Source organism: Aquimarina megaterium XH134 (assembly GCF_000520975.1).
In the GTDB taxonomy this organism is placed as follows: Bacteria; Bacteroidota; Bacteroidia; order Flavobacteriales; family Flavobacteriaceae; genus Aquimarina; species Aquimarina megaterium.
Genome location: NZ_JACB01000056.1, coordinates 26,481 through 50,819 on the forward strand (window position 1 = coordinate 26,481; position 24,339 = coordinate 50,819).

Consider the following 24,339-nt stretch of genomic DNA (forward strand, 5'->3'; position numbering starts at 1 on the left):
TGTAATCAATTTTATAAAATGTTATGCTGTTGCAGTAACTACAGGTACCGCAGCAACTTTCTTTTTGCTAAATCTAACCTTTATACGATGTACAATAAAGAATAAACAGGGTACAATAATTAAAGTTAAAAATGTTGCAATAATCAATCCATATATAACTGTCCAGGCTAATGGTCCCCAGAAAATTACATTATCACCACCTAGGTATATTTTGGGATCTCCTGTACTAAATAGGGAGAAGAAATCTAAATTGAATCCGATAGCTAGCGGTATTAATCCCAATACAGTGGTAATTGCTGTTAATAGTACCGGTCGTAAACGAGCTTTACCACCTCTAATAATAATTTTCATTACCTCATCATTAGGCAGCAATTCTTTTTCCAGTACATTGTGTTCTACTTTTTTACGATCGATCAGTAACTGCGTATAATCGAGAAGAACTACCCCATTATTTACAACAATCCCTGCCAATGAGATAATACCCATCATTGTCATCATAATCACAAAAGAAGCTCCGGTAACCAATATACCTCCAAAAACACCAATAAAACTCAAGAAAATAGCAATCATAATAATGGTAGGCTTAGAAATAGAACTAAATTGAAATATTAGAATCAACATGATAAGTCCTAATCCAGAGAAAAATGCTCCCATCAAAAATGCCATCTGTTTACCTTGTTCTTCTATCTGACCCGTATAATCAATCTTTACTCCTCTGGGTAACGTTATAAAGCTAGACATCTCGGTTTGAATCTGAGATACAATAGCTCCTGCATCGGTAAAACCTGGTTGTAAACCAGAATATACTGTTACGACTCTCTTGGTATCTTTATGTTTTACAGCACTAAACGAAGAAGTGTTTTTTTGTGAAGCTACGGTAGAAACAGGTATTTCTTTTAGTTTTCCTGAAGCCGGATCTCTAAAGGTGATATTTTGATTAAAGAGTGCGCTGGTGTTATATCGATTATCTTCATTAAATCGAACATAGATGTCATAATCTTCACCTTCTTTTTTGTATACACCTGCTTTTTCACCAAAAATAGAACGACGTAGTTGATTTCCTACCTGTCCGGCAGAAACACCTAATTCTCCTGCTTTTTCACGATCAACAACAACTTGCATAGCAGGCTTGCCTTTATTAACGTCAATTTTTAATTCCTCGATACCAGGAATATTTTTTTCGTTAATAAAGTTACGCATCTGTTCTGCAATAGTAATTAACTCATCATAATCAGGGCCTTCGATTTCAATATTGATAGGATATCCGGCAGGAGGACCTACAGGATCTTTCTCTACAGAGATAGCTACACCAGGGTAAATTCCTTTTAAAGATTCTTGTACCTTTTGACGTAATATTTCAGAATCTTTTCCTTTTCTATATTTAAACTCTCTCATTGTAGCTGTAATCTTTGCTTTATGAGGCATTTCGGCATTACTTCCTCCATCGGTCTGAGGATTTCCTGCACCTTCTCCCACTTGAGAGACTGCAGATTCTACAAGAAAATTATGATTCTCACCTTCTAAATATTCTGATTCGTTGATAACAGCATAAACACGTTGCTCAATTTCTTTAGTAATGGCATTAGTTTTTTCTATATCCGTCCCTTGAGAATATTCTACATAAACCACAATTTGATTTGGCTTGTTATCCGGGAAAAATTCTACTTTGGTACGCTGACTTCCTATTGAGCCGCCAAACATTGCAAATACAACAAATAGTAAAATAAATGTACCAATAGTAAAACCATAAGCTCTCCATCCCTTTAAGGCATAGGTTAAAAAACGTTGGTATTTATTTTCAAGCCATGCAAGGATTCTTCTTTGGAAAAAATTGGCGGCACCTTTTAATACATATTTATATACCCAAAACATAGCAGCGGTAAAAATCATAAGACTACCTAATCCACTTACAGCTCCACCAAATATTAGTATAAAAATCCCAATACCTCCTAAAATGATACTTAATCGAATCAATTGTTTTACGGTCAATACTTTTTCACCAACTTCCATAAATTGTGAAACCAACATAGAGTTAATGAATATTGCAACGAATAGAGAGGACCCCAATACTACCGATAATGTAATAGGGAAATAGATCATAAACTGTCCCATAACTCCTGGCCACATTCCTAATGGAACAAAAGCTGCCACTGTAGTTAAAGTGGAAATGATTATCGGAAATGCAATCTCTCCTATACCTTTTTTTGCTGCTTCTATTCGAGACATCCCTTCTTCTTCCATCAAACGATATACGTTCTCTACTACTACGATACCATTATCTACCAGCATTCCTAACCCCATGATTAATGCAAAAAGAATCATTGTGTTCATCGTATATCCCAGAGCAGATAGAATCATAAAAGACATAAACATAGACATTGGTATCGCAAACCCTACGAACAATGCATTTCTAAAGCCTAAAAAGAACATCAAAACTCCAACTACCAGGATGATACCAAAAATGATATTATTAACCAGGTCGCTTACTTGATTTTCAGTTTTTTCAGATTGATCATTTGCTACTGTAATTTCTAAATCCTTTGGGAACACATTTTCCTTAGCCTCGTCAAGAATTCCATTTATTTTCTCTACAGCTTCGATCATATTTTCCCCAGAACGTTTCTTTACATCCAGCATAACTACATTATGGCCAAATTCTCTTGCATAAGTAGTTTTGTCTTCTTCTTTAAAACTTACTTTGGCAATATCTCTTAGATAAACAGCTCCGTCCTGAGATTTTACTACAAAGTCATCTAATTGCGAAGGGCGGTCAATTTCTCCCAGGATTCGTATCGTACGTCTTTGTCCACTAGCGATCATGTTTCCTGCAGACATAGTCATGTTCCCATTACGTATGGTATTGATCACATCGTCAAAACTCACTTTGGCAGCCATCATTTTGTAGATATCTACAGCAACTTCTACTTCTTTTTCCTGAGCACCACGAATATCTGCTTTTTTGATTTCTTTAAGATCTCCTATTTCGTCTTCAAGATATTCTGCGAATTCTTTTAGTTTACCTACCGGATAATCTCCCGAAATATTAATATTCATTATCGGAGTTTCCTCAGAAATACTCAAATCAAAAACATTAGGTTCTACTTTGGCACCATTAAAAGTAGGCCAGTCTTCATTTGCTGTCTCAGAATCTACTTCGTCTTTTACTTTTTGCTTTGCAGCAGGCACAGAGAGTTTTTCATCAAATTCTACAGTTATAATAGCGTAATCTTCTTGCGAAGTCGATAGAATCTCTATTACATTACTTACACTTTTTAACTTGTCCTCTAATGGATCTACTATTAAACGTTCAATATCTTCTGCAGTATTTCCGGGATAAGGAACACTAATGTAAATTTTGGTTTCATTGATTTCAGGAAAATTTTCTCTAGGCATAGAGAAATATGCAGAAAGTCCTAAAACCAAGAATATGCCAATCATTACATAAATAGTAGTTGGATTATTTATCGCCCAGGACGATAACTTAAATTCCTTATCTACCTTTTTCTTGTTAACTTCCATAGATTGTTAGTTTAAAATTTTAACTTTCTGACCATCTTTTACACTTCTGGCACCTTCACTAATAATAGCATCCCCATTATTAATACCTTCTGTAATCTCAATAAGATCTCCTTGTGTCTTCCCTGTTTTTACAATTACTCTTCTAGCTTCAGCTATGTTTTGAGCATCTTTACCAGAGGTAACATAAGTATATTGATCTCCTTCTGCATTTTCAGAAATAATACTTTGTGGTATTAAGATCGCTTTTTCATTAGTATAATCATTGATTTTTACCTTGGCTGTAAGGTTTGGTTTTACAGTTCCTCCATTTGAAGGAATACCAACTTCTACCATAAAAGAACGATTGTTTGGATTGATATAATTACCTACTTGACGAATTTTTGTGCTAATTGTTTTTCCTAGAACCGGGAAATATACTTCTACATTTTTACCCATAGTAACACTTGGGATATAACGTTCTGGTACCTCGGTTTCAATATACATATCATCCAGATTAACTATACGTATCAGTGCTGTTTGCCCTGGAGAAACTACACTTCCTTGTTCTGTAATTACATTATCAATAACTCCAGAAAATGGAGCAGTTACAGTTGTCTTAGCCAATTGACGTTTGATCTGATTTACTACGTTTTGCTGTGCTTCAAAATTTGTTTTAGCTTCGAGATATTGAATTTCTGAACCTATTTTTTGCTCCCAAAGTCTTTTTTGGCGATCAAAAGTCGTTTTAGCTAATTGTGCCTGCACTTCTACTTGAGACAATTGCTGACCTAATCCACCATCATCAATTCTGGCAAGTAATTGACCTTTGGATACTTTTTGTCCTTCTTTCACGTAAACTCTGGTCAGGATCCCACTCATCTCAGGATATAGAACTAAGTTTTTCTTGGTTTCTACATTTCCTTGTAACTCCAGATAATGATTAAATAGTGTGTCTTTTGCTGTGATTGTAGTTACCAAAGGAAGTCTTTTTACAGAATCCAAAGAGGCTATTGCTTCATCCAATTGTTTTAATTGATCAGCAACGGCTTGTTGTTTGGCTGCTATTTCGGTTCTTTTGGCACGTATTGCTTGTAGATTACCGTCTTCTATAATTTTATCGATAGACTTTGTATTGTTTTGTCCACATGAAATGATAAGAAGTGATATAGATAATATGGTAAGTATCTTTTTCATAATATGGTTAATTATTATTTGGTGTATTTAAAATCGTTTCTAGTTCAGCCTTTTTGTTGATAATGTTAAGCATAGCATTCAATACTTCATTCTGAGAAGAGTATAGCTGTAATTGTGCTTGTCTTAATTCAAAACTAGAGGCAAGTCCTTCTGTGTATTTAATCTGATTTTTTTTCTCTATTCGCTCTGCTAGTGTGAGATTTTGCTTTGAAGTATTATAACTTTCCATCGAAAATTTATAATCACTTATTGCGGTATCATACTTAAGTTGTATTTCTCGTTGAATTCTCAAAAAATCGGTTCTCGATTGTTCGTCAGCTATTCTGGCCTGTTGCGTTCTGGCACTTCTCTTTAAAGAACTGAAAATCGGAATCTTCAGGCTTGCTCCCAAAATAGAAGATTGAAACCAACGTTGATCACTATCCAAAAAAGTAAAAGAATTACTATTGGCTTGTGTACCATAATTAACAAAAGCAGACAAAGACGGAAGTGCCCTACTTTTTTCTAGTTTTAACTCTAACCGCGTTTGTTCGGTAAGAAGATATGCTAATCTGTAATCTATATTATTTTCTATGTTAAATGGTTTAGAGATAACAGATTGATCCATGTTTTTTAAAGCAAGACCATCTAAATTATCAGAAAGCACAATATTCGAATCAACAGGTACTCCAAGAGTTAAATTAAACATTTGCATAGCGATTCTTTCTAACCGTTCTGCATTACTAAACTGATTCTTAATCTGTAATAAAGTAATTTGTAGTTGTTCTACATCTTCTTCTTCGGCCAGACCATTCTCGAAAATCTTCTTTGTTTCCAGATAATTTTTCTCTAGAGTAGCGACATTGTTTTTAAGAATCTTTACGCTTTCCTGAGCGACAAGTACGCTTCCATATGCGTTAACAACGCCTTTACGGACTTCGAGTTGGGTTTTTTCTTCAACATCATTGTTATATTGTAAAAAACTCTTTGCTGCTTGTAAACCAACTAAATAAGAACCGTCAAAAATAAGTTGACTTAGCGTTGCTGTTGCCGATGCTTGTTGTTTTGTTCCAAAAACAACAGGAACAAAAGTTCCAGGCTCTCCGCCGGTAACTTCTCCTGGTAATAGCGAAACAGGTTGCTTTAATTGATTTTGATAATCGACCAATGCGCTAATTTGAGGAAGACCATCTGCTGTGGTTTCCCATTTTCTTTTAAGTGCTTTTGCTACATCACGTCTTGCATTAATAGATTGATAACTGTTTTTTAATGCGAATTCTATCGCCTCATCTAGTGTAAAGGAATATGAAGAATTTGCTGGTGGTTGTTGAGCTAATATTGTGGTTGTAAATAACCAACCCAAACAAATTAACCAAAGGTTGTTTCTCATAGATATTACTCTTTTATTAGTAGATTGTTTAAAATTTCTAATCCTTTTTTTGTGGCAATGCCCCTAACATGATATTCCAGATAATCTGCCATAAGTTGAGTTATAGGGAATTTTTGCATCGGAAACATTTCTTGATCCTTTATTCCAATTGCTCCAATAAAATATATTCTTGAAATAAATTGGATGTCTATGTTTTTTCTAAAAACATCTTCATTAATTCCTCGTTCAAGATTTTCAATAACACATTCTTGCATCATATCAAATTGTCGAGCTTTAAGAGCTTTATATATCTTAGGATAATATTTTTGAAGCTGGTATTGTGGGGCGGTCTTTTCATTTTTAAGATGTCTTAATACAAAAGCTTTAATCTCGTATAGCTCTTCTATTGGCCCATTTTTTTGATCTACAATAGCGTCTATTCCATCAGAAATAGTACAAAAAAGATGATCTGTAGTTGCCTTTACCAGTGCTGTTTTATTTTGAAAATGTGTGTAAATTGTCTTTTTAGAAATTCCCATTTCGGTAGCGAGATCGTCCATAGTGACACTCTTAAAACCCAAATTCAAAAACATATCATTAGCTTTTTCTATTATTTTGTCTTTCATTAAAGGGATTCATTTTTTTTGCCAAATGTACACACGGAAACTTTAAAAACAATAAAAGTTTCCTGAGTTTTGCAAATTTTTAACATTACGCCCAGATTTTGATCAATAAAATGTTTTAGATATGAGATTATGATTAGCATTAGTTTTTTAAAAAGTTTCAATTACTTTAGCATAAAAAAATACTGTGCACACAATTTCTGATTATCAGAGGTATTTTTTAGAATATCTGTCTAAAAAAACAATAACTAAAGAGCCCAAGAATCTTTATGAACCAATATCCTATATTCTTAATCTTGGTGGTAAACGATTGCGGCCGATTTTGGTATTAATGTCTTCTGAAATTTTTGGAGGAGATTACAAAAAAGCTTTAGATGCAGCATTGGCTATAGAGATTTTTCATAATTTTTCCTTAATACATGATGATATAATGGATGATGCTCCTCTTAGGAGAGGAAAAGAAACTGTTCATGAAAAATGGGATATAAATACAGGAATTCTTTCAGGAGATGCGATGTTGATTAATGCTTATCAATTGTTTGAAAATTATGAAGGAAATACTTTTAGAGAACTGGCTAAACTATTTACCAAGACAGCAATAGAAGTATGTGAGGGGCAACAATATGATATTGATTTTGAAACCAGAGATGATGTAACTATTCCCGAATATATCCAAATGATAGAATATAAGACGGCGGTTTTAGTTGGCGCAGCGATGAGAATGGGAGCTACCGTTGCTAATGCTTCAGAAGATTGTAGGTCTTCGATTTATGATTTTGGAAGATTATTAGGATTAGCATTTCAACTTCAGGATGATTATTTGGATGCTTTTGGTGACCCTAAGACTTTTGGTAAACAAGTAGGAGGAGATATAATTGAGAATAAAAAAACTATTTTATATCTAAAAGCTTTGGAATTTGCAAGTGAAGAGGAACGTAAGCAATTAAAAGAATTATTTTCTCTTACTCCTAATGACCCATCTCAAAAAATAGATATTATAAAACATCTTTTTGAGACCACCGGGGCAAAAGATAAAACACGATTAGAGATTGAAAAATATACGAATAAAGCATTTTCCGTTTTAGAAACTCTCTCTATTACAGAAGATAAAAAAGCGATATTGAAATCATTTGGAGAAAAATTAATGAATCGAAGTGTCTAACAGATATAGTCTTATTACTGCAAAGCAATTAATTGATGAGGTTTCTAATTCTGATTTGTATCCTCAGTTTCTGGCGCAATTACAAAAAGATCTGAATCGTGCAGGGATTGATTATGATATCAAAAGTAAAACACCTCAGGATCTGTTTTCTGAAGTGGCGTACTTGCTTGTTGAAAAATTACAGAACGCTTTTAATGAGTACCTTAATTTGTTGTATGCTGTAGATGTCTCTGAAACCAAGATAAGAAGCCTGGATTCTGAAGATAGTGCTGATATTGCAGAATATGCTGCGTATTTGATTCTAAAGAGAGAGTGGCAAAAAGTTTGGTACAGAAACAAAGGATGAGATTCTATTGATCAAAAATTTATCTTAGATGTAAAATAAAATGTAGAATAACTAGAAATCTTAAACGTATGAAGTTCTATAGTAGCATTTTCTTATTTTTCGTATTAACCATTAATTATGGTCAGGATCTTTCTCAAGATAAAATAAACATTTCTTATGAAGAGTTTTTGAGAGAAGTTGGTAAAAAAGAAAGAGACACTTTGATTAAACAATTATCCAAAAGATATCATTGTTCAGAATATTTCTCAGGGAACATTTACTATTATTATAAAAATGATCAATTAAAATTGATAAAGCATATCTATAAGCAAAACTGGGATAATAGTTTAGAATATTACTATATCGAAAATGATACGCTACAGTTATTTACAACGTTTACCGAGATTATTCGATCTAATACTCGTTATACCAAGAGCGAAAGAGAAACGTCTTTTTCAATGGAGAAAGTGTTAGATGTTACCGAGAATCGAACATTTTTACGGCAAAATCGTATTGTAATGTGCCATGAAAGGAAGGATATGAAAAAACAATCAGAATGGGATCAGGATTTTTTTAATACGCTTAGTTTTAAAAAAGTAGATTGTACTACAGATGCTGAAGATCTACGATATAAATATAGGACACTTCGCAAAGCTGAAAAAAAACTCGTGAAATATGGAGGAAAACCACATAATTGTATTTTTTATTTGTGGTAAGACAATTCTTTAGAAAAACACACTAACAAAGGGTGTGTAGGCGCTTCCGTAGATACTTTTATTGCTATCATAAAGGAGGTCATAACGAATACCAACACTTACATTACCTATACGATAACCACCACCAATAAATAGCGACGGATACCAATAATTTTCTTTCAGGTCCTGTGCGTTTTCAATTTCAAGAGTTCTCGAAACTCCCATCTCCTGAAACTCAAGTGAGAGTCTGATTTCTCGTATTGGGCTATAAAAAGCAAGTATACTTCCTCCATAATTGGTCGCTGTAAAATTGTTAGATTCGATATATCCAAAACTAACTCCCATTCCGGCAGCAAATTGTTCATTAAAATTATATAGTACTGATGGTTCGATTACTCCACTAAAAGTATCATTGCCAAAACCAATTCCCAGATTGCCTCCAAAACTAACATTGGACCAAAAATCATCGTTTTGAGAATAACTTTTTTGTAAGGAAAATAAAATTGAAAGAACTAAGACAAGGATTTTAATATTTTGATGAACATTTACTTTCATTGTTAATTTTATGAAAAATTATAATATAAATATAAATAATTCGATACCTAATATACCGTAATTATTGTATTTTTGTGGCGTTTTATTATTTAAAAGACAGTTGAATACTTACATATGGATAAATATTCATTTTTAAATGCGGCTAATACCGCATTTTTTGCAGATTTATATGATCAATATATACAGAATCCTGATAGTGTAGAACCTAGTTGGAGAGCATTTTTTCAAGGATTTGATTTTGGAGTAGAAAATGCTAATGGTTCAGAAGAAACTATGTATGTTGATCAAGCACCAGGAGAAACTGTTGCTATTCCCCAAAATGTTCAAAAAGAATTTCAGGTAGTTCGATTAATAGACGGATATAGAACTCGAGGGCATTTGTTTACCAAAACAAATCCTGTAAGAGAGCGAAGAAAATATATCCCAACATTGGCGTTAGAAAATTTTGGATTAAGTCAGGCCGATCTTAATACAGTTTTTAATGCAGGAGAAATTATTGGGATTGGTCCCAATACATTAAGTAATATTATTGTTCACCTAGAACAAATATATTGTGATTCTGTTGGTATCGAGTATATGTATATTCGTGATCCGGAAGAACGAGAGTGGATACAGGCCCGGGTTAATTTTAATACCAATAGAACTAAGTTTTCTGCAGAACAAAAGAAACATATTCTTAGAAAATTAAATCAGGCAGTTTCATTCGAAAGCTTTTTACATACTAAATATGTTGGCCAAAAACGATTCTCTCTCGAAGGAGGAGAATCTCTTATTCCTGCTTTAGATGCACTGGTAGAAAAGGCAGCTAATCTAGGAGTAAAAGAATTTGTAATGGGTATGGCTCACCGTGGTCGTTTAAGTACACTTACAAATATTTTTGGAAAAAGTCCAAAAGATATCTTTAGTGAATTTGATGGAAAAGACTACGAGGAAGCAATATTTGATGGGGATGTAAAATATCATTTGGGTTGGACCTCTAAACGAGAATCAGATTCTGGAAAAGCAATTAATATGAATATTGCTCCTAATCCATCGCATCTAGAAACAGTAGGTGCTGTAGTAGAAGGAATAACCAGAGCAAAACAAGATACACATTATAAAGAAAATATTTCTCAGGTGTTACCAATAGTGGTTCATGGAGACGCAGCTGTAGCTGGACAAGGACTCGTCTATGAGATTGTTCAAATGGCTCAGCTAGATGGATATAAAACCGGAGGAACTATACATATAATAGTGAATAATCAGATTGGGTTTACAACTAACTATTTGGATGCACGTTCATCAACGTATTGTACCGATGTTGGTAAAGTTACTCTATCACCTGTTTTACATGTAAATGCAGATGATGCAGAAGCAGTAGTTCATGCAACTAATTTTGCATTAGATTTCAGAATGAATTTTGGTCGTGACGTATTTATAGATTTACTAGGATATCGTAAATATGGTCATAATGAAGGAGATGAACCACGCTTTACTCAGCCTAAGCTATATAAAGCTATTGCTAAGCACAAAAATCCGAGAGATATTTATGCAGAAAAATTGATTTCTGAAGGTATTATTGATAAAGATTATGTTGCTAAACTTGAAAAAGAATATAAAGCATCTCTCGAAGAAGAATTAGAAGATTCTCGTAAGCAAGAAAAAACTGTGATAACTCCATTTATGCAAGATGAATGGGCTGGTTTTGAAAGAATACAAGAAGATAAAATGATGGAAGTAGTTGATACTACGTATCCAAAAGATAAACTTACTGAAATAGCAGAAGTTATTACTAAGCTTCCTTCGGATAAAAAGTTTCTTCGTAAAATAGAGAAAATAGTAAATGACAGACATAAAAGATTCTTTGAAACAGACCAATTAGACTGGGCAATGGGAGAACTATTAGCTTATGGTTCTTTGTTAAAAGAAGGGTACGATGTAAGAATGAGTGGGCAAGATGTAGAAAGAGGAACATTCTCGCATAGACACGCAGTTATCAAAGTAGAGGATAGTGAAGAAGAGGTAGTGCTATTAAATAATCTAAAAGGTGATCAATCAGATTTTTATATCTATAATTCATTGTTGTCAGAATATGGAGTTGTAGGATTCGATTATGGATATGCCATGGCAAGTCCAAAGACTCTAACAATCTGGGAAGCGCAATTTGGAGATTTCAGTAATGGTGCACAGATTATGCTGGATCAATATATTTCTTCTGCAGAGGATAAGTGGAAATTACAAAACGGTTTGGTGATGTTGTTACCACATGGTTACGAAGGGCAGGGGGCAGAACACTCTTCGGCTCGTATGGAACGATATCTTCAACTTTGTGCAAAAGACAATATGTTTGTTGCCGATGTAACAACACCTGCTAATTTGTTTCATTTGCTACGTAGACAAATGAAAGCAAAATACCGTAAACCTTTAATTGTATTTACGCCAAAGAGTTTATTACGTCATCCTAAAGTACATTCTTCTGTAGATGAATTTGTCAATGGTAAGTTTCAAACACTATTAGATGACCCGGATGCAAAAGCTACAGCTGTAAAAACACTAGTTTTTTGTACAGGTAAATTCTATTATGACTTATTAGAAGAAAAAGAAAAACTAGGAAGAAAGGATGTTGCTTTGGTACGGATAGAGCAATTATTTCCTTTGCCAGTGGCAGAGATGGATGCTATAATCAAAAAATATAAAGCAGATGAGGTGGTTTGGGCACAAGAAGAACCACGTAATATGGGTGCGTTAAGTCATATGTTAATGAATTATGATGAAGCAAAAACATTTAGATTTGCAAGTAGAAGATCATATGGAGCTCCTGCAGCAGGTAGTGCAACAAGATCTAAGAGAAGACATCAACAAGTAATTGATTACGTGTTTGATAAAACAAAAAATAATCAAAGAAGATAAAAATTTAGTAAATAAGTATAGTTAAAAGTTTCCAAAGGAAATTGTACAAAGGATAAATTCAGAATTATGGCTTTAGAAATGAAAGTCCCATCACCGGGAGAATCTATTACAGAAGTAGAAATAGCTCAATGGCTTGTTGAGACTGGTGATTATGTCGAAAAAGATCAGGCAATTGCCGAAGTAGACAGTGATAAAGCAACCTTAGAATTACCCGCTGAAGCAAGTGGAATTATAACACTTAAGGCAGAAGAGGGTGATGCAGTGGCAGTTGGTCAAGTCGTGTGTCTTATTGATACAGAGGCGGCTAAACCCGAAGGTGGCGCAGCAAAATCAACTCCTGCTGAAGAAGCTCCAAAAGTAGAGGAGGAAAAGGAAAAAACTCCAGCAACTCCTGCTAAAACAGAAACTTATGCAACAGGAACTGCTTCTCCAGCAGCTAAAAAAGTACTTGCCGAAAAAGGTATAGATGCTAGCCAGGTAAAGGGAACGGGTAGAGATGGACGCATTACTAAAGCTGATGCATTAGATGCAAAACCAGCTATGGGAACCCCGGGATTAGGAAGCAGAGGAGAGTCGCGTAAAAAATTATCAATGCTTCGTCGTAAAGTGGCAGAACGTTTGGTTTCAGTTAAAAATGAAACGGCAATGCTAACCACGTTTAATGAAGTGGATATGCAACCTATTTTTAACCTTCGTAGTCAATACAAAGAAACATTTAAAAGTAAACATGGAGTAAGCTTAGGATTTATGTCTTTCTTTACTCTAGCTTGTGTGCGAGCATTGCAATTATTCCCGGCGGTAAATTCGATGATTGATGGTAAAGAAATGATTTCTTATGATTTTCAGGATATTAGTATTGCAGTTTCTGGTCCTAAAGGATTAATGGTGCCTGTGATTCGTAATGCAGAAAATTTAAGTTTCAGAGGAGTAGAATCTGAAGTAAAACGATTGGCAATTCGAGCACGTGACGGTCAAATCACTGTTGATGAAATGACTGGAGGAACTTTTACTATAACTAATGGTGGTGTTTTTGGTAGTATGTTATCTACACCAATTATTAACCCGCCACAGAGTGCTATCTTAGGGATGCATAATATTGTAGAGCGCCCAATTGTAAGAGACGGACAAATTGTAGTAGCACCTATTATGTATGTGGCATTATCTTATGATCATAGAATTATCGATGGTAAAGAATCTGTAGGATTCCTTGTAGCGGTAAAAGAAGCATTAGAGAATCCAGAAGAATTGCTAATGGATAATAATGTAACTAAGGCTTTAGAGTTATAAGTAAAGTTTTTTAGTATAAAACAAAAGCGCTTCAGTTGTACAACTGAAGCGCTTTTGTTTTGAAAAATTTAAAATAAGAATCTATAACTTAATTTGTAGCGTCTGTAATATGATTTTTATAGTGTTGCTTTTATTTCTATGTAGTTTGATGCTTTGTAAAAGCTTTAGAAAGAATCGATATTGCACGATCAATTTCTTGTTTGGTAGTGTTTTTGCCTACCGAAAACCGGAATGTCCCTTTGGCGTATTCATAATCAGATAAAGTTGATTTGAGTATGTTGGATACATTAGTTGCACCAGAATGACAGGCTGAACCCGCAGATACAGCTATTTCATTTCTTAAGCTGAATATAACTGCATTCGCATCAATATTTCTAAAACTAATATTAAGAGTATTAGGCAAAGTTTTTTGTAAATCTCCATTTATAATGGTATCCAGGTTTAGGTTGTTTAATTGTTCTAGCAAATAATCTCTCATTATTTGCATTTGTGTTGTGTTTATTTCAAATTCTTGATAAGCAATTTCAGAAGCTTTTCCTAAACCTGCTATATACATCGTATTTTCGGTCCCTGGCCGTTTGTTAAATTCATGACTTGCGCCATGCATTAATTTATGTAAAGAGGTTCCGTTTTTGATATATAATGCACCAATACCTTTTGGAGCATAAAATTTATGCCCAGCAATTGTTAATAAATCAACACTTAGATCGGCAACATTAGTTATCACTTTGCCTATAGATTGTGCAGCATCTGTATGAAAAATAACATTGTGTTTCTTTGCGATTTTACCTATTTCCTGTATTGGTTGTATACTACCAATTTCATTATTAGCATGCATAATAGAAATTAAAATAGTTTCTGGTGATATTGCTTTTTCAATTTGATTAATGTCAACAATTCCGTTTTTATCAACATTTACATAAGTGATTTTGAATCCTTGGTTTTCTAGGTGTTTGCATACTTCTAGTACAGCAGGATGTTCTATTGATGATGTGATAATATGATTTCCTTTTGTTTTATGGGCCAATGCTGCACCGATAATTGCATAGTTATTTGATTCTGTTCCACCACTGGTGAATATAATTTCTTCGGGAGTAGCTCCTACAAGATTTGCTACTTGTTTACGAGCTTTTTCGATAGCTTCTTTGGCTTTTATTCCCTGGGTATTAATACTAGAAGGGTTTCCATAATAATTAGTTAAAAAAGGAAACATTACATCTGTCACTCTGGGATCTATTGGTGTAGAAGCGTTGTAATCCAAATAAATAAATGGCGTGTTCATATTAAGTCATCCTTATTTTAATAATGATTGATGATATTATGGTTAAAACTCCTATTGTAATTATTGTAATATCTACTTCAAAAAATTGAGCCATACTTATTGTTAATAATGCACCAAAGGCATACCCTAAATCTCTCCATAACCTAAAAACTCCAATACTTTGAGCTCTTTGTCTAGGGTGGGTAAAACTTGCAATAGCAGATAAAAAAGTTGGATATACAATGGCTGTTCCTGCCCCCAAGATCGATGAGAGTGTAAGGAATTGGATTAAAGAAGTTGCCCAAAACATTAAAATTAATGCTATGCCTTGTAATGCCATTCCTATAAATAGCATCATTTTTTTATTGTAGTGATCAGATAGTTTTCCGGTTACTAATTGTCCGATTCCCCATATAGCAGGATATACAGCAACAATGATTGCGATATTTTTTAAATCAAAACCTCTATTGGCCAGGATAATTGGGAGTATTCCCCAGATCATTCCATCGTTTAGGTTGTTAATAAATCCTGCTTGTGAGATAGATCCCAAATTATTGTCTCTCCATGTAGTGTCCCAAAAAATGTTTTTAAGAGGTTTTATGCCATTTATTTTGGTTTCTGCTGCAACGTGTTTTGCGGTATCTTTTATGAAAAAAATACTAATCAATAAGCCCAATACAACAAAACCAATACCTTGATAAAATGGATACGGGCGTAAACCGTATTCAGAAGCGATCCATCCTGTAGTAAATGCAACAAGAGCAATAGAAAAATATCCGAAAGATTCATTAAGCCCCATGGCTAATCCACGGTGTTTTTCTCCTACTAAGTCGATTTTCATTACTACGGTACTTGACCAGGTTAACCCTTGATTGATTCCTAACAATACGTTGGCAAAAATAATCCAGTTCCAATGTTGAGCATGGATTAAGATAAACGGAATAGGAACGGCTATTACCCATCCGATAATCAATAGATTCTTACGTCCTATACTATTTGCTAATACTCCTGTAAAATAATTGGTAATGGCTTTTACGACTCCAAAAACAATTATAAATGATAATACTGTAGAGGTGGCAATAATTGAGAATTCTTCTTCTGCTAATTTTGGAAGTATAGTACGTTCTAATCCTACCATTCCTCCAACAAAAGCATTTACAATCAACAAAAGTGTAAATTGCCTCCAGTTTTCTTTCAACCCTAGTCGTATGTTTTTTTCTTCCATTTGGTTATAATTAACTTGTTTAAAAAGCAGATTAAGATATGGCACAACGATTTGCACCTGCTTCCAGTTCAATTAAATCTGCTCCTTTTGCATTTCCTTTTATATTTAGCTTTACGATTTCTTCATAATTTGGTGGAGTTTCAGGAATTTTTTGAAGTATACTATCAATAAAATCTTCTTCATTAAGTTGTAATACATTCACATTCTTATTTATATCTCCGAGACTACTACATACCATATTATTATCAAATGAAACAGGGTGGCTAATATGACCAGGGTAAACGATAAGAGAGTTTTGAAGTGTAACTAATTTTTGTAATGATTGATATAGTAAACTGGCCTTCTTCTTTGCGATTTCTTTTGTGGCTTTTAAATCGGGTCTTCCAACACCTGTTGTAAATAAGGTATCTCCAGAGAATAAAGATTCATTATTTACCAAGTAAGAATAACTTTCATGTGTATGTCCAGGTGTATGAATTGCTTCAAGCTTAGCATTGCCGAAGTTAAGAATAGTGCCATCTGTAATTGGCTCAAAATCATATGTTATTATATTTTGATCGGGAAGTAATAAAATGGCATTGGATTTCTTTGCTAGCTGTTTTCCTCTCGAGAAATGATCTGCATGGATATGAGTATCTATAACATATTTTATTTTCCAATTATTTTGTTGAGCGATATTGGTATAAACCTTATCGTTTATAGAGGCATCAATGATAATTGCTTCTCCATTATTTTCTAGGATATAGGATAGACAGCCTTTTCCTGTTCTACGAATTTGAATGATTGTTGTTTCTTGGTTATCCTTGATTTGTGCTGTATTCCATGCGGTTGTCCATTCGCGCATCCCACCTTCTAAAGAATATGCTTTTATACCTCTTTCTTGAAGTTGTTCTGCAGCTATTAAACTGGTTTTTCCTGCACCACAAACGGTTACAACGGGTATGTCTTTTGAAAAATTAATTTCTGAAAATAGGTTTTTTTCTCCTGCTTTTAGTTGAGTATAGACATCTACAAAATCACTCTCAGGAATTTTCCATTCTTCGCGTTCTTCTTTAGGTCTTACATCTAAAATTTGAATAGGAACCTTGTTTTCTAATAAGGTTCTGAGATCTGTTACTTTGATCGTTTTTGTATTTTTCAAATTCATAGTACTCTTTATTTTAATTAACTGGTAATCCTCTTTGTTTCCATTCTAAAACTTCCTCCTGAAGGCGAATTGCATCATAACCCTTTTCTTGAAGATATTGAACTGCTTCATCTGCAAAAACACATAAAGGGCCTCTGCAATACACTATTATTTGCTTATTTTTTGGAAGTTGAGTTATATTGTCTTTGAGAGATTCTATCGGTATGGATTTTGCATTTGCAATTGCTTCTTTTTTAAATTCTTTTTCAGGTCGAACATCTAAAAAATATAAATCATCAAGATTGGTGTTTGCCATTATTTCATCGATGTTGATCGAAGATACCGATGCAAATTTCTCTTGTTTAAAGTTTTGTAGAGTTGCCTGTATTTCTAGACTGTTTTGTAAGCTAAAACTTTGTAGAGAGTTCCAAAGTGTATATACATTTTTATTAGATAAGGAATAAATCACATAATGCCCATTCTTTGTTGTTTTAAGAAGTTTCACCTTTTTAAGTACTTGTAGATGCTGTGAAGCATTGGCAATTGATACTCCTATCTCGTTTGCAATTTGCTCTACAGAATAATTGTCTTGAGATATAAGATTAAGGATTCGAAGTCTGTAAGGATTTGCTAAGGCTTTTGCCACGTTAGCAATCTCCTGGTAAATACTGTTTTTAAATTCTTGTTTGTTCATTATTGATTCAATTATTCAACAAATATATTGAATAATTGAATTAAAATAAATTTTTAACACATTTTTTTGATGTCCATAAGAATGTAACTAATTAAAAAAGAGAGGTTAATGTGAGTTTTTGAAGATGTCTGACCCTGTAAGGAGATAATTAGAGTCAATCACTAAGGAGTAATTGACTTAATAAAATGATTTCATCAAGAGAACATATTAATGTATTTTAGGTACTCTATGATCCTATATTTTAACTACAATTATAAAATCATTTCAGCATAAGGAAGTATAGTGTGGTATCCTTTTTTCTTAAAATACTCCATTTCTGAAGAATTTCCGGTAACCAAAATAAAATCTCCTCCCCAACCGCCAAGGCTTTTAATACTACCTGGGTAATTAGAGAATAAGGTAGACTTTACCGTAGGAGTTTTAATAATTTTAGAAATAATTTCTTCGTGTAAATCTAGTAGCGTATTAAACTCATCTATAGTAGAACAATCCAATATTTTAGACGTAATTTCGTTTATTGCTACTTCAGCATTATCAAAATCTTTTAATGGTAATGCCTGATAATGTTTAATAGAAGCTTTACTATCCTGCTTTTGATTTAAATAAATAAAAAAAATATTCTCTTTAAAAGAAGGGTCAAAATTAGCAGCTTTTACAGTGGGATTCCCTTCATTACGTTTGTATAAAATAGGAGAATCATGCTGTGCACATGCGATATCATACCCACTACCTCCAAAGCTTTTTTCGAGTAAAGTAAATGCATTTACTTTTGCCCATTGTGCAATGTTATTAATTAAAGTAGAAGAGGATCCAAGCCCCCATTCCTTATGAAACTCTAATCTGCTTTCTATACGATATCCTTTCCCAGAAGAAAGAAAATTAGGATTTAATTCTTTTGCAACGTTAAGAATATCAATGAGAGTAGTAGCGATGTTACTTTCTTCAGTAGTATCCTGAGTTTGTTTAAAAGCGTTGTCTTCTATGGTTAAAATAGTTTCAAACCAACAATTTCCTTCTTCATCAAAGCTTTTCCATAGCATTTGAGAAGAATCATTTTCTTCAATTAGTAGCCATTGCCCTTTTTTGGTAGGTATTGCTAGAGCGCATGCACCATCTAATACTAAGTATTCGGCTGTAAGCAATAATTTACCATGACTATAAAAGGATTTTTTCATTTTAAGCCCTTAGTTTTTCAATCTGTGTTACTACTTCACTATGGGTAACAGCATTTGTTTCAAAATATTTTATAAGTTGTTTTTTTTCGTCTTCTGTGGCTTTAAATTGATTTAGAATATTCATCAAATGCATTTTCATATGCCCTTGTTGAATTCCTGTAGTGATCAGTGAATTTATGGCTGCAAAATTTTGGGCGAGCCCTGCTACAGCTGTTATTTCCATAAGTTTTTTGGCATTAGGTTTTTCGAGAAGCTGCAATGCTAATTTTACTAAAGGATGAAGAGAAGTTAAGCCGCCAACAGTACCTAACGCAAGAGGTAGTGTAATAGAGAAAGTTAAAATGTTATTTTGTATTTCGGCATGAGTAAGGCTTGTATATTTACCATTTCTTGATGCATAAGCATGTGCTCCTGCTTCTATTGCTCTAAAATCATTCCCTGTAGCTAATACTACTGCATCTATACCATTCATAATCCCTTTGTTATGTGTTACTGCGCGGTAGGGTTCAACCTCGGCAATGCGCACTGCTCTCACAAATTTGTTGGCATATTGCAAAGAAGAAAGTGATGGTGTGCTGGGTAAATCATTGATATCACAAGATACAGAAGCTTTTACCAAACACTGTGGGACATAATTAGAGAGAATACTCATAATAATCTCAATATCTTTTTCTGTAGCAGAAAAACTATGGTATTCTTTTGCCTCTGTAGTCATTGTTTTTGCAAACTGCTCCAGGCAGGAGTTAATAAAATTAGCTCCCATAGCATCTACAGTTTCAAAAGTGCAATGCAATTGATAGTAGTTATCAATTTCTGTGGTTTTATCTCTAAGCTCTATGTCAATTACTCCACCACCTCGTTTTTCCATATTTTTAGTCATATGGGATACAGATGCTAATAACTTAGGTTTAATTATAGAAAAAAAATGTTGTAGTTTTTCAGATTTTCCAGTATACGTAAAATGCACCTGTCCAACTTTTATAGTTGATAGTACTTTGGCTTTAAAACCACCACGTGTTTGCCAAAATTTAGCAGCTTTACTTGCTGCAGCAACCACAGAACTTTCTTCGATGGTCATAGGCAGCGTATAACGCTTATCATTAATAAGAAAATTTGGTGCTACCGAAAAAGGTAGGTAATAATTAGAAATAGTGTTTTCGGTGAATTCATCATGAAGCTGTTGAAGCCCGTCATCAGAATTCCAATAGGTTACTAAAGTGTCTACTGCATTTTGATCATCATTAAAATGGTGCTTTGCTAACCATTTGATTTTATCAGTTTTAGAGAGTTTAGAAAACCCAGAAACTACAGGTGCCATTATGTTTGTTATTATTAGTGGCTTCAAATATACTATTCTGTTTTATCATACACATAGCTAAATGATTTTAGATATATCAAAAACATTATTCTTGATATGTCGATTGAGGTATGAATTGAGAAATAGAATTTTTTAAGATTGCTATTTTAGGCAATAAACAGGTATAAATGATTGTTTTATGAGTTTTGAGTTGATTAATAAAAGTGCGAATATATGATTTGTGAATAGTGAAATAAGCTGACAAAACTCTAGGTGTTATTGATAATATGCTAAAAAAAACACCTATGATTTTATGATTTTATTGTATTTAACAGCAATTGTTGTATTTTTCACGGATTTTTTAGTATTCTTGGCGTCAACAATTTTTAAAAATTATTATCATATGAAAATTACAAAATTGTTTTTTACAATTACGATTTTTATAGGTCTTGTAGCATCAGCACAAGACAAAGCTTTTACTCTACAAGAAATCTGGGGAGGAACTTTTAGGACTCAAGGCTTGCAATCATTACATTCTATGAAAAATGGAACTGAATATTCGGTCATAGAAAAGGATGCAGCTTCTGGAGCAATTAATATTGAAGTCTATTCATATGAAACTGGTGAGAAAGTAAGAACCTTAATAAGTACTGCTTCTATAGATGATCTATCTACGTTTCAAGGGTATTCTTTTAGTAAAGATGAAAATAGAGTTTTACTTTCGAGTGAGCTAGAACAGATATATCGCCGTTCTTCAAAAGGGATTTATCATATTTATGATGTTCCTTCTAAAGGTATTTTTAAAGTTAGTGATAAAAAAATACAATCCCCTATGTTATCACCAGATGGAAATAAGATAGCATACGTTCTGGATAATAATATTTATATGCTAAATTTTGTAACCGGTAAGGAGGTACAATTAACCGATGATGGTAAGAAAAATGAAATTATCAATGGGATTACAGATTGGGTGTATGAAGAAGAATTCTCTTTTGTTAGAGCCTTTGATTGGAGTGCCGATAGTAACAAGATTGCTTTTTTACGATTTGATGAAAGAGAAGTGCCTGAGTTTTCTATGGATGTCTACGGTAAAGATTTATATCAAAAACAAGAGGTTTTTAAATACCCTAAAGCAGGAGAGAAGAATGCAAAAGTCTCCTTGTTTGTAGCCGATATTAGTGCAATGGCATTAGATCAGATTAAACTAGGCGATTATAAAGATTTTTATATCCCTAGAATAAAATGGACAGCAAATCCAGATATTTTGAGTGTACAGGTAATGAACAGACATCAAAATAATCTGGATTTAATTTTTGTAGACGCCAAGACCAAAGCAGCAAAAGTTGTACTTAATGAAAAAGATGCTGCTTATATAGATATTACAGACAATCTTACATTCTTAGAAGATAATAGTTTTATATGGACCAGCGAAAAAGATGGATATAACCATATATATCATCATGCAGCAACTGGTGAGTTGGTAAATCAGGTAACCAAAGGTCCCTGGGAAGTAACAAGTTATTATGGTTATAATAAAAAGAATAAAACTATATATTATCAAAGTGTAGAGAACGGGAGTATCAATAGAGATATTTATAGTGTGACCTTGGATGGAAAAGACAAAAAGCGATTAAGTCAAAAAGAAGGAACCAATGATGCAGACTTTAGTGCAGATTTTAGTTTGTATATTAATTATTTTTCTAATGCAACTACTCCTTACGAATATACCCTAAATGATGGCAAGACAGGAAAAGTTGTTCGTGAAATCAAGAACAATAAAGGGTTACTAGAAAAACTAGCAAAATATGATGTGCGACCAAAGGAGTTTTCTGCAATAGAAATTAATGGAGAACAATTAAACACCTGGATGATCAAGCCCAAAGATTTTGATCCAAAGAAGAAATATCCATTGTTTATGTATCAATATTCTGGACCAGGATCTCAATCGGTAAAGAATTCTTGGAACAGAGCAAATGATTATTGGTATATGATGTTAGCGCAACAAGGGTATATAGTTGTTTGTGTAGATGGTAAAGGAACTGGACTAAAAGGCGCCAAATTTAAAAAAGCTACTCAAAATGATTTAGGAAATCTAGAGGTTCAGGATCAGATTGCTGCTGCTAAGTATTTTGGGGGATTAGAATATGTTGATGCTTCCCGAATTGGGATTTGGGGATGGAGTTACGGAGGTTTTATGTCTAGTAATTGTTTATTTAAAGCTCCCGACACCTTTAAAATGGCAATTGCTGTAGCACCAGTTACAAGTTGGAGATTTTATGATACCATTTATACGGAACGATATTTGATGACTCCTCAGGAGAATGCGAAAGGATATGACGATAATTCGCCTATTAATTTTGTGAATGGATTAAAAGGAAAATTCTTATTAGTACATGGTAGTGCAGATGATAATGTGCATGTTCAAAATACAATGCAATTGGTTGAAGCATTGATACAAGCAAATAAAGATTTTGATTGGGCAATTTATCCCGATAAAAACCATGGAATTTACGGTGGTAATACTAGATTACATTTATTCAATAAGATGACTAACTTCATTAAAAACAACTTATAATTAATTAAACAAACGTAATGGCAAATACAGTTAAAGCAGCTCATCAGAAAGAGCTTTTTGGGCATCCGGTGGGATTATACATTTTATTTTTTACAGAAATGTGGGAACGCTTTTCATACTATGGTATGAGAGCAATTTTTGTGTTATATCTAACAGCTAAAACCGTGGATGAAAATGCAGGTTTAGGCTGGTCATCTGGAGAAGCTTTGGCACTGTATGGATGGTATACGATGTTGGTTTATGTAGCATCAATTCCTGGTGGATGGATTGCAGATAAATTTTTGGGGCAAAAAAAATCAGTCTTAGTCGGAGGAATTTTACTGGTTGCAGGACATAGTATTTTGGCTGTTGAAGAAATGTGGGCCTGGTATTCTGGCCTTGGATTAATTATAGCAGGAGTAGGAATGCTAAAACCTAATATTTCAACCATGGTTGGTGGTTTGTATAAACAAGGAGATATACGAAGAGATAAAGGATTTACTATTTTCTATATAGGAATTAATATTGGTGCATTTTTGTCAAGTTTAATCGTAGGATATGTAGGAGAAGTGCATGGATGGCACTACGGTTTTGGTCTTGCAGGAATAGGAATGGCATTGGGATTATTACAATACTTATTGGGACAAAAATACCTTGCGGGAGTTGGTAACTTTTTAGGAGCTTCTGAAAAAGAAGAAGATAAAGAAGCTATGAAAAAACCATTAACTAAGATCGAAAAAGATAGAATTGTGGTCTTATTTATTTCATTTCTTTTAGTGATCGTTTTTTGGGGAGCTTTTGAGCAGGCAGGAGGATTAATGAATATCTATGCCAAAGAAAAAACAAATAGAATGCTAATGGGATGGGAAGTTCCTGCTTCATGGTTTCAATCTCTAAATGCGATGTTTATAATTTTCTTAGGAACCACAATCGCTTGGTACTGGGCAAATAGAAAACTAAAAGGAAAAGTTTCGAGTTCTTTGTTTAAGATGATCATCGGACTTATTATTATGGGAACCGGATTCTTTTTCATGACAGCTGCGTCTATGGAGTTTAACTCTAATGGATCTTCTGCAATGTATTGGTTAGTATTAGCATATTTGTTTCATACTATTGGTGAGCTATGTATATCGCCTGTGGCATTGTCGTTTATTACAAAATTGGCTCCGGTTAAATATGGAGCATTAATGATGGGAGTATATTTTGCAATGACAGGCTTCGGAAATAAACTGGCTGGTTTATTAGGAGAATCTGCAGAAGACCTTGGTGAATTTACCATCTTTACAGGGATCGCCGTTTTTTGTGTAATCTTTGGATTACTCGTTATGATTTTTAGAAAAAAATTAGAAATTCTAACGCATGGTGTTGAAGATAAAGAAGGAACTTTACATGAAGAAGCCGAAGGTTTTGAATTAGCAGATAACTCATAAA

18 protein-coding genes are annotated in these 24,339 nt (G+C 33.6%); 7 read left to right on the forward strand and 11 right to left on the reverse strand.

Going from position 1 to position 24,339, the window contains the following annotated elements:
• Positions 1 to 21 precede the first annotated feature (21 nt).
• Genes Z053_RS0124300 through Z053_RS0124315 form a run of 4 tightly spaced genes read right to left on the reverse strand, consistent with a single transcriptional unit; the run spans position 22 to position 6,666 of the window.
• Positions 22 to 3,519, reverse strand: a complete 3,498-nt coding sequence (locus Z053_RS0124300; RefSeq protein WP_025667565.1) for an efflux RND transporter permease subunit — start codon at positions 3,517 to 3,519, stop codon at positions 22 to 24.
• A 6-nt stretch (positions 3,520 to 3,525) separates the two neighbouring features.
• Positions 3,526 to 4,692, reverse strand: coding sequence for an efflux RND transporter periplasmic adaptor subunit (locus Z053_RS0124305; protein ID WP_025667566.1), 1,167 nt, complete (start codon positions 4,690 to 4,692; stop codon positions 3,526 to 3,528).
• Positions 4,693 to 4,699: 7 nt separating this feature from the next.
• Positions 4,700 to 6,061 (reverse strand): TolC family protein, encoded by a 1,362-nt coding sequence (locus Z053_RS0124310; protein ID WP_025667567.1) that lies wholly within the window; start codon positions 6,059 to 6,061, stop codon positions 4,700 to 4,702.
• A 5-nt stretch (positions 6,062 to 6,066) separates the two neighbouring features.
• The gene (locus tag Z053_RS0124315) at positions 6,067 to 6,666 is read right to left on the reverse strand and encodes a TetR/AcrR family transcriptional regulator (RefSeq protein WP_025667568.1); all 600 of its coding nucleotides are present in this window, start codon (positions 6,664 to 6,666) and stop codon (positions 6,067 to 6,069) included.
• A gap of 184 nt (positions 6,667 to 6,850) precedes the next feature.
• Between Z053_RS0124315 and Z053_RS0124325 the strand changes: the two genes are divergently transcribed.
• From Z053_RS0124325 to Z053_RS0124335, 3 genes are all read left to right on the forward strand, one after another.
• Positions 6,851 to 7,825, forward strand: a complete 975-nt coding sequence (locus Z053_RS0124325; protein WP_025667569.1) for a polyprenyl synthetase family protein — start codon at positions 6,851 to 6,853, stop codon at positions 7,823 to 7,825.
• Positions 7,818 to 8,171, forward strand: a complete 354-nt coding sequence (locus tag Z053_RS0124330) for a hypothetical protein (RefSeq protein WP_025667570.1) — start codon at positions 7,818 to 7,820, stop codon at positions 8,169 to 8,171. The genes Z053_RS0124325 and Z053_RS0124330 overlap by 8 nt, the downstream gene beginning before the upstream one ends.
• A gap of 68 nt (positions 8,172 to 8,239) precedes the next feature.
• Positions 8,240 to 8,866, forward strand: coding sequence for a hypothetical protein (locus Z053_RS0124335; RefSeq protein WP_025667571.1), 627 nt, complete (start codon positions 8,240 to 8,242; stop codon positions 8,864 to 8,866).
• Positions 8,867 to 8,875: 9 nt separating this feature from the next.
• On the opposite strand, the gene Z053_RS0124340 is transcribed toward Z053_RS0124335, so the two are convergent.
• The gene (locus Z053_RS0124340; protein WP_025667572.1) at positions 8,876 to 9,400 is read right to left on the reverse strand and encodes a hypothetical protein; all 525 of its coding nucleotides are present in this window, start codon (positions 9,398 to 9,400) and stop codon (positions 8,876 to 8,878) included.
• 114 nt (positions 9,401 to 9,514) lie between these two features.
• On the opposite strand from Z053_RS0124340, the gene Z053_RS0124345 reads away from it, so the two are divergent.
• Together Z053_RS0124345 and odhB are read left to right on the forward strand one after the other, a co-directional pair.
• Positions 9,515 to 12,289: a 2-oxoglutarate dehydrogenase E1 component gene (locus tag Z053_RS0124345; RefSeq protein ID WP_025667573.1), complete on the forward strand. Its 2,775-nt coding sequence runs from the start codon at positions 9,515 to 9,517 to the stop codon at positions 12,287 to 12,289.
• 66 nt (positions 12,290 to 12,355) lie between these two features.
• Positions 12,356 to 13,576, forward strand: a complete 1,221-nt coding sequence (odhB, locus tag Z053_RS0124350; protein WP_025667574.1) for a 2-oxoglutarate dehydrogenase complex dihydrolipoyllysine-residue succinyltransferase — start codon at positions 12,356 to 12,358, stop codon at positions 13,574 to 13,576.
• A gap of 136 nt (positions 13,577 to 13,712) precedes the next feature.
• On the opposite strand, the gene Z053_RS0124355 is transcribed toward odhB, so the two are convergent.
• The 6 genes from Z053_RS0124355 to Z053_RS0124380 form a co-directional block, all read right to left on the reverse strand.
• The gene (locus Z053_RS0124355) at positions 13,713 to 14,858 is read right to left on the reverse strand and encodes a cysteine desulfurase family protein (RefSeq protein WP_025667575.1); all 1,146 of its coding nucleotides are present in this window, start codon (positions 14,856 to 14,858) and stop codon (positions 13,713 to 13,715) included.
• Between the two features lies 1 nt (position 14,859).
• The gene (locus tag Z053_RS29260) at positions 14,860 to 16,062 is read right to left on the reverse strand and encodes an MFS transporter (protein ID WP_035096713.1); all 1,203 of its coding nucleotides are present in this window, start codon (positions 16,060 to 16,062) and stop codon (positions 14,860 to 14,862) included.
• Between the two features lie 31 nt (positions 16,063 to 16,093).
• The gene (locus tag Z053_RS0124365) at positions 16,094 to 17,209 is read right to left on the reverse strand and encodes an MBL fold metallo-hydrolase (RefSeq protein ID WP_051476138.1); all 1,116 of its coding nucleotides are present in this window, start codon (positions 17,207 to 17,209) and stop codon (positions 16,094 to 16,096) included.
• 13 nt (positions 17,210 to 17,222) lie between these two features.
• Positions 17,223 to 17,882 (reverse strand): ArsR/SmtB family transcription factor, encoded by a 660-nt coding sequence (locus Z053_RS0124370; RefSeq protein WP_025667577.1) that lies wholly within the window; start codon positions 17,880 to 17,882, stop codon positions 17,223 to 17,225.
• Between the two features lie 251 nt (positions 17,883 to 18,133).
• Complete coding sequence (locus Z053_RS0124375; RefSeq protein WP_025667578.1) at positions 18,134 to 19,057, reverse strand: GYDIA family GHMP kinase; 924 nt, start codon at positions 19,055 to 19,057, stop codon at positions 18,134 to 18,136.
• A gap of 1 nt (position 19,058) precedes the next feature.
• Positions 19,059 to 20,375 (reverse strand): hydroxymethylglutaryl-CoA reductase, degradative, encoded by a 1,317-nt coding sequence (locus Z053_RS0124380; protein WP_025667579.1) that lies wholly within the window; start codon positions 20,373 to 20,375, stop codon positions 19,059 to 19,061.
• A 382-nt stretch (positions 20,376 to 20,757) separates the two neighbouring features.
• Here Z053_RS0124380 and Z053_RS0124385 point away from each other — a divergent pair, with 382 nt between their 5' ends.
• A complete protein-coding gene (locus Z053_RS0124385; RefSeq protein WP_025667580.1) occupies positions 20,758 to 22,929 on the forward strand; it encodes a S9 family peptidase in 2,172 nt (723 codons plus the stop codon).
• A gap of 17 nt (positions 22,930 to 22,946) precedes the next feature.
• Positions 22,947 to 24,338: a peptide MFS transporter gene (locus Z053_RS0124390; protein ID WP_025667581.1), complete on the forward strand. Its 1,392-nt coding sequence runs from the start codon at positions 22,947 to 22,949 to the stop codon at positions 24,336 to 24,338.
• The last annotated feature ends 1 nt before the right edge of the window (position 24,339 follow it).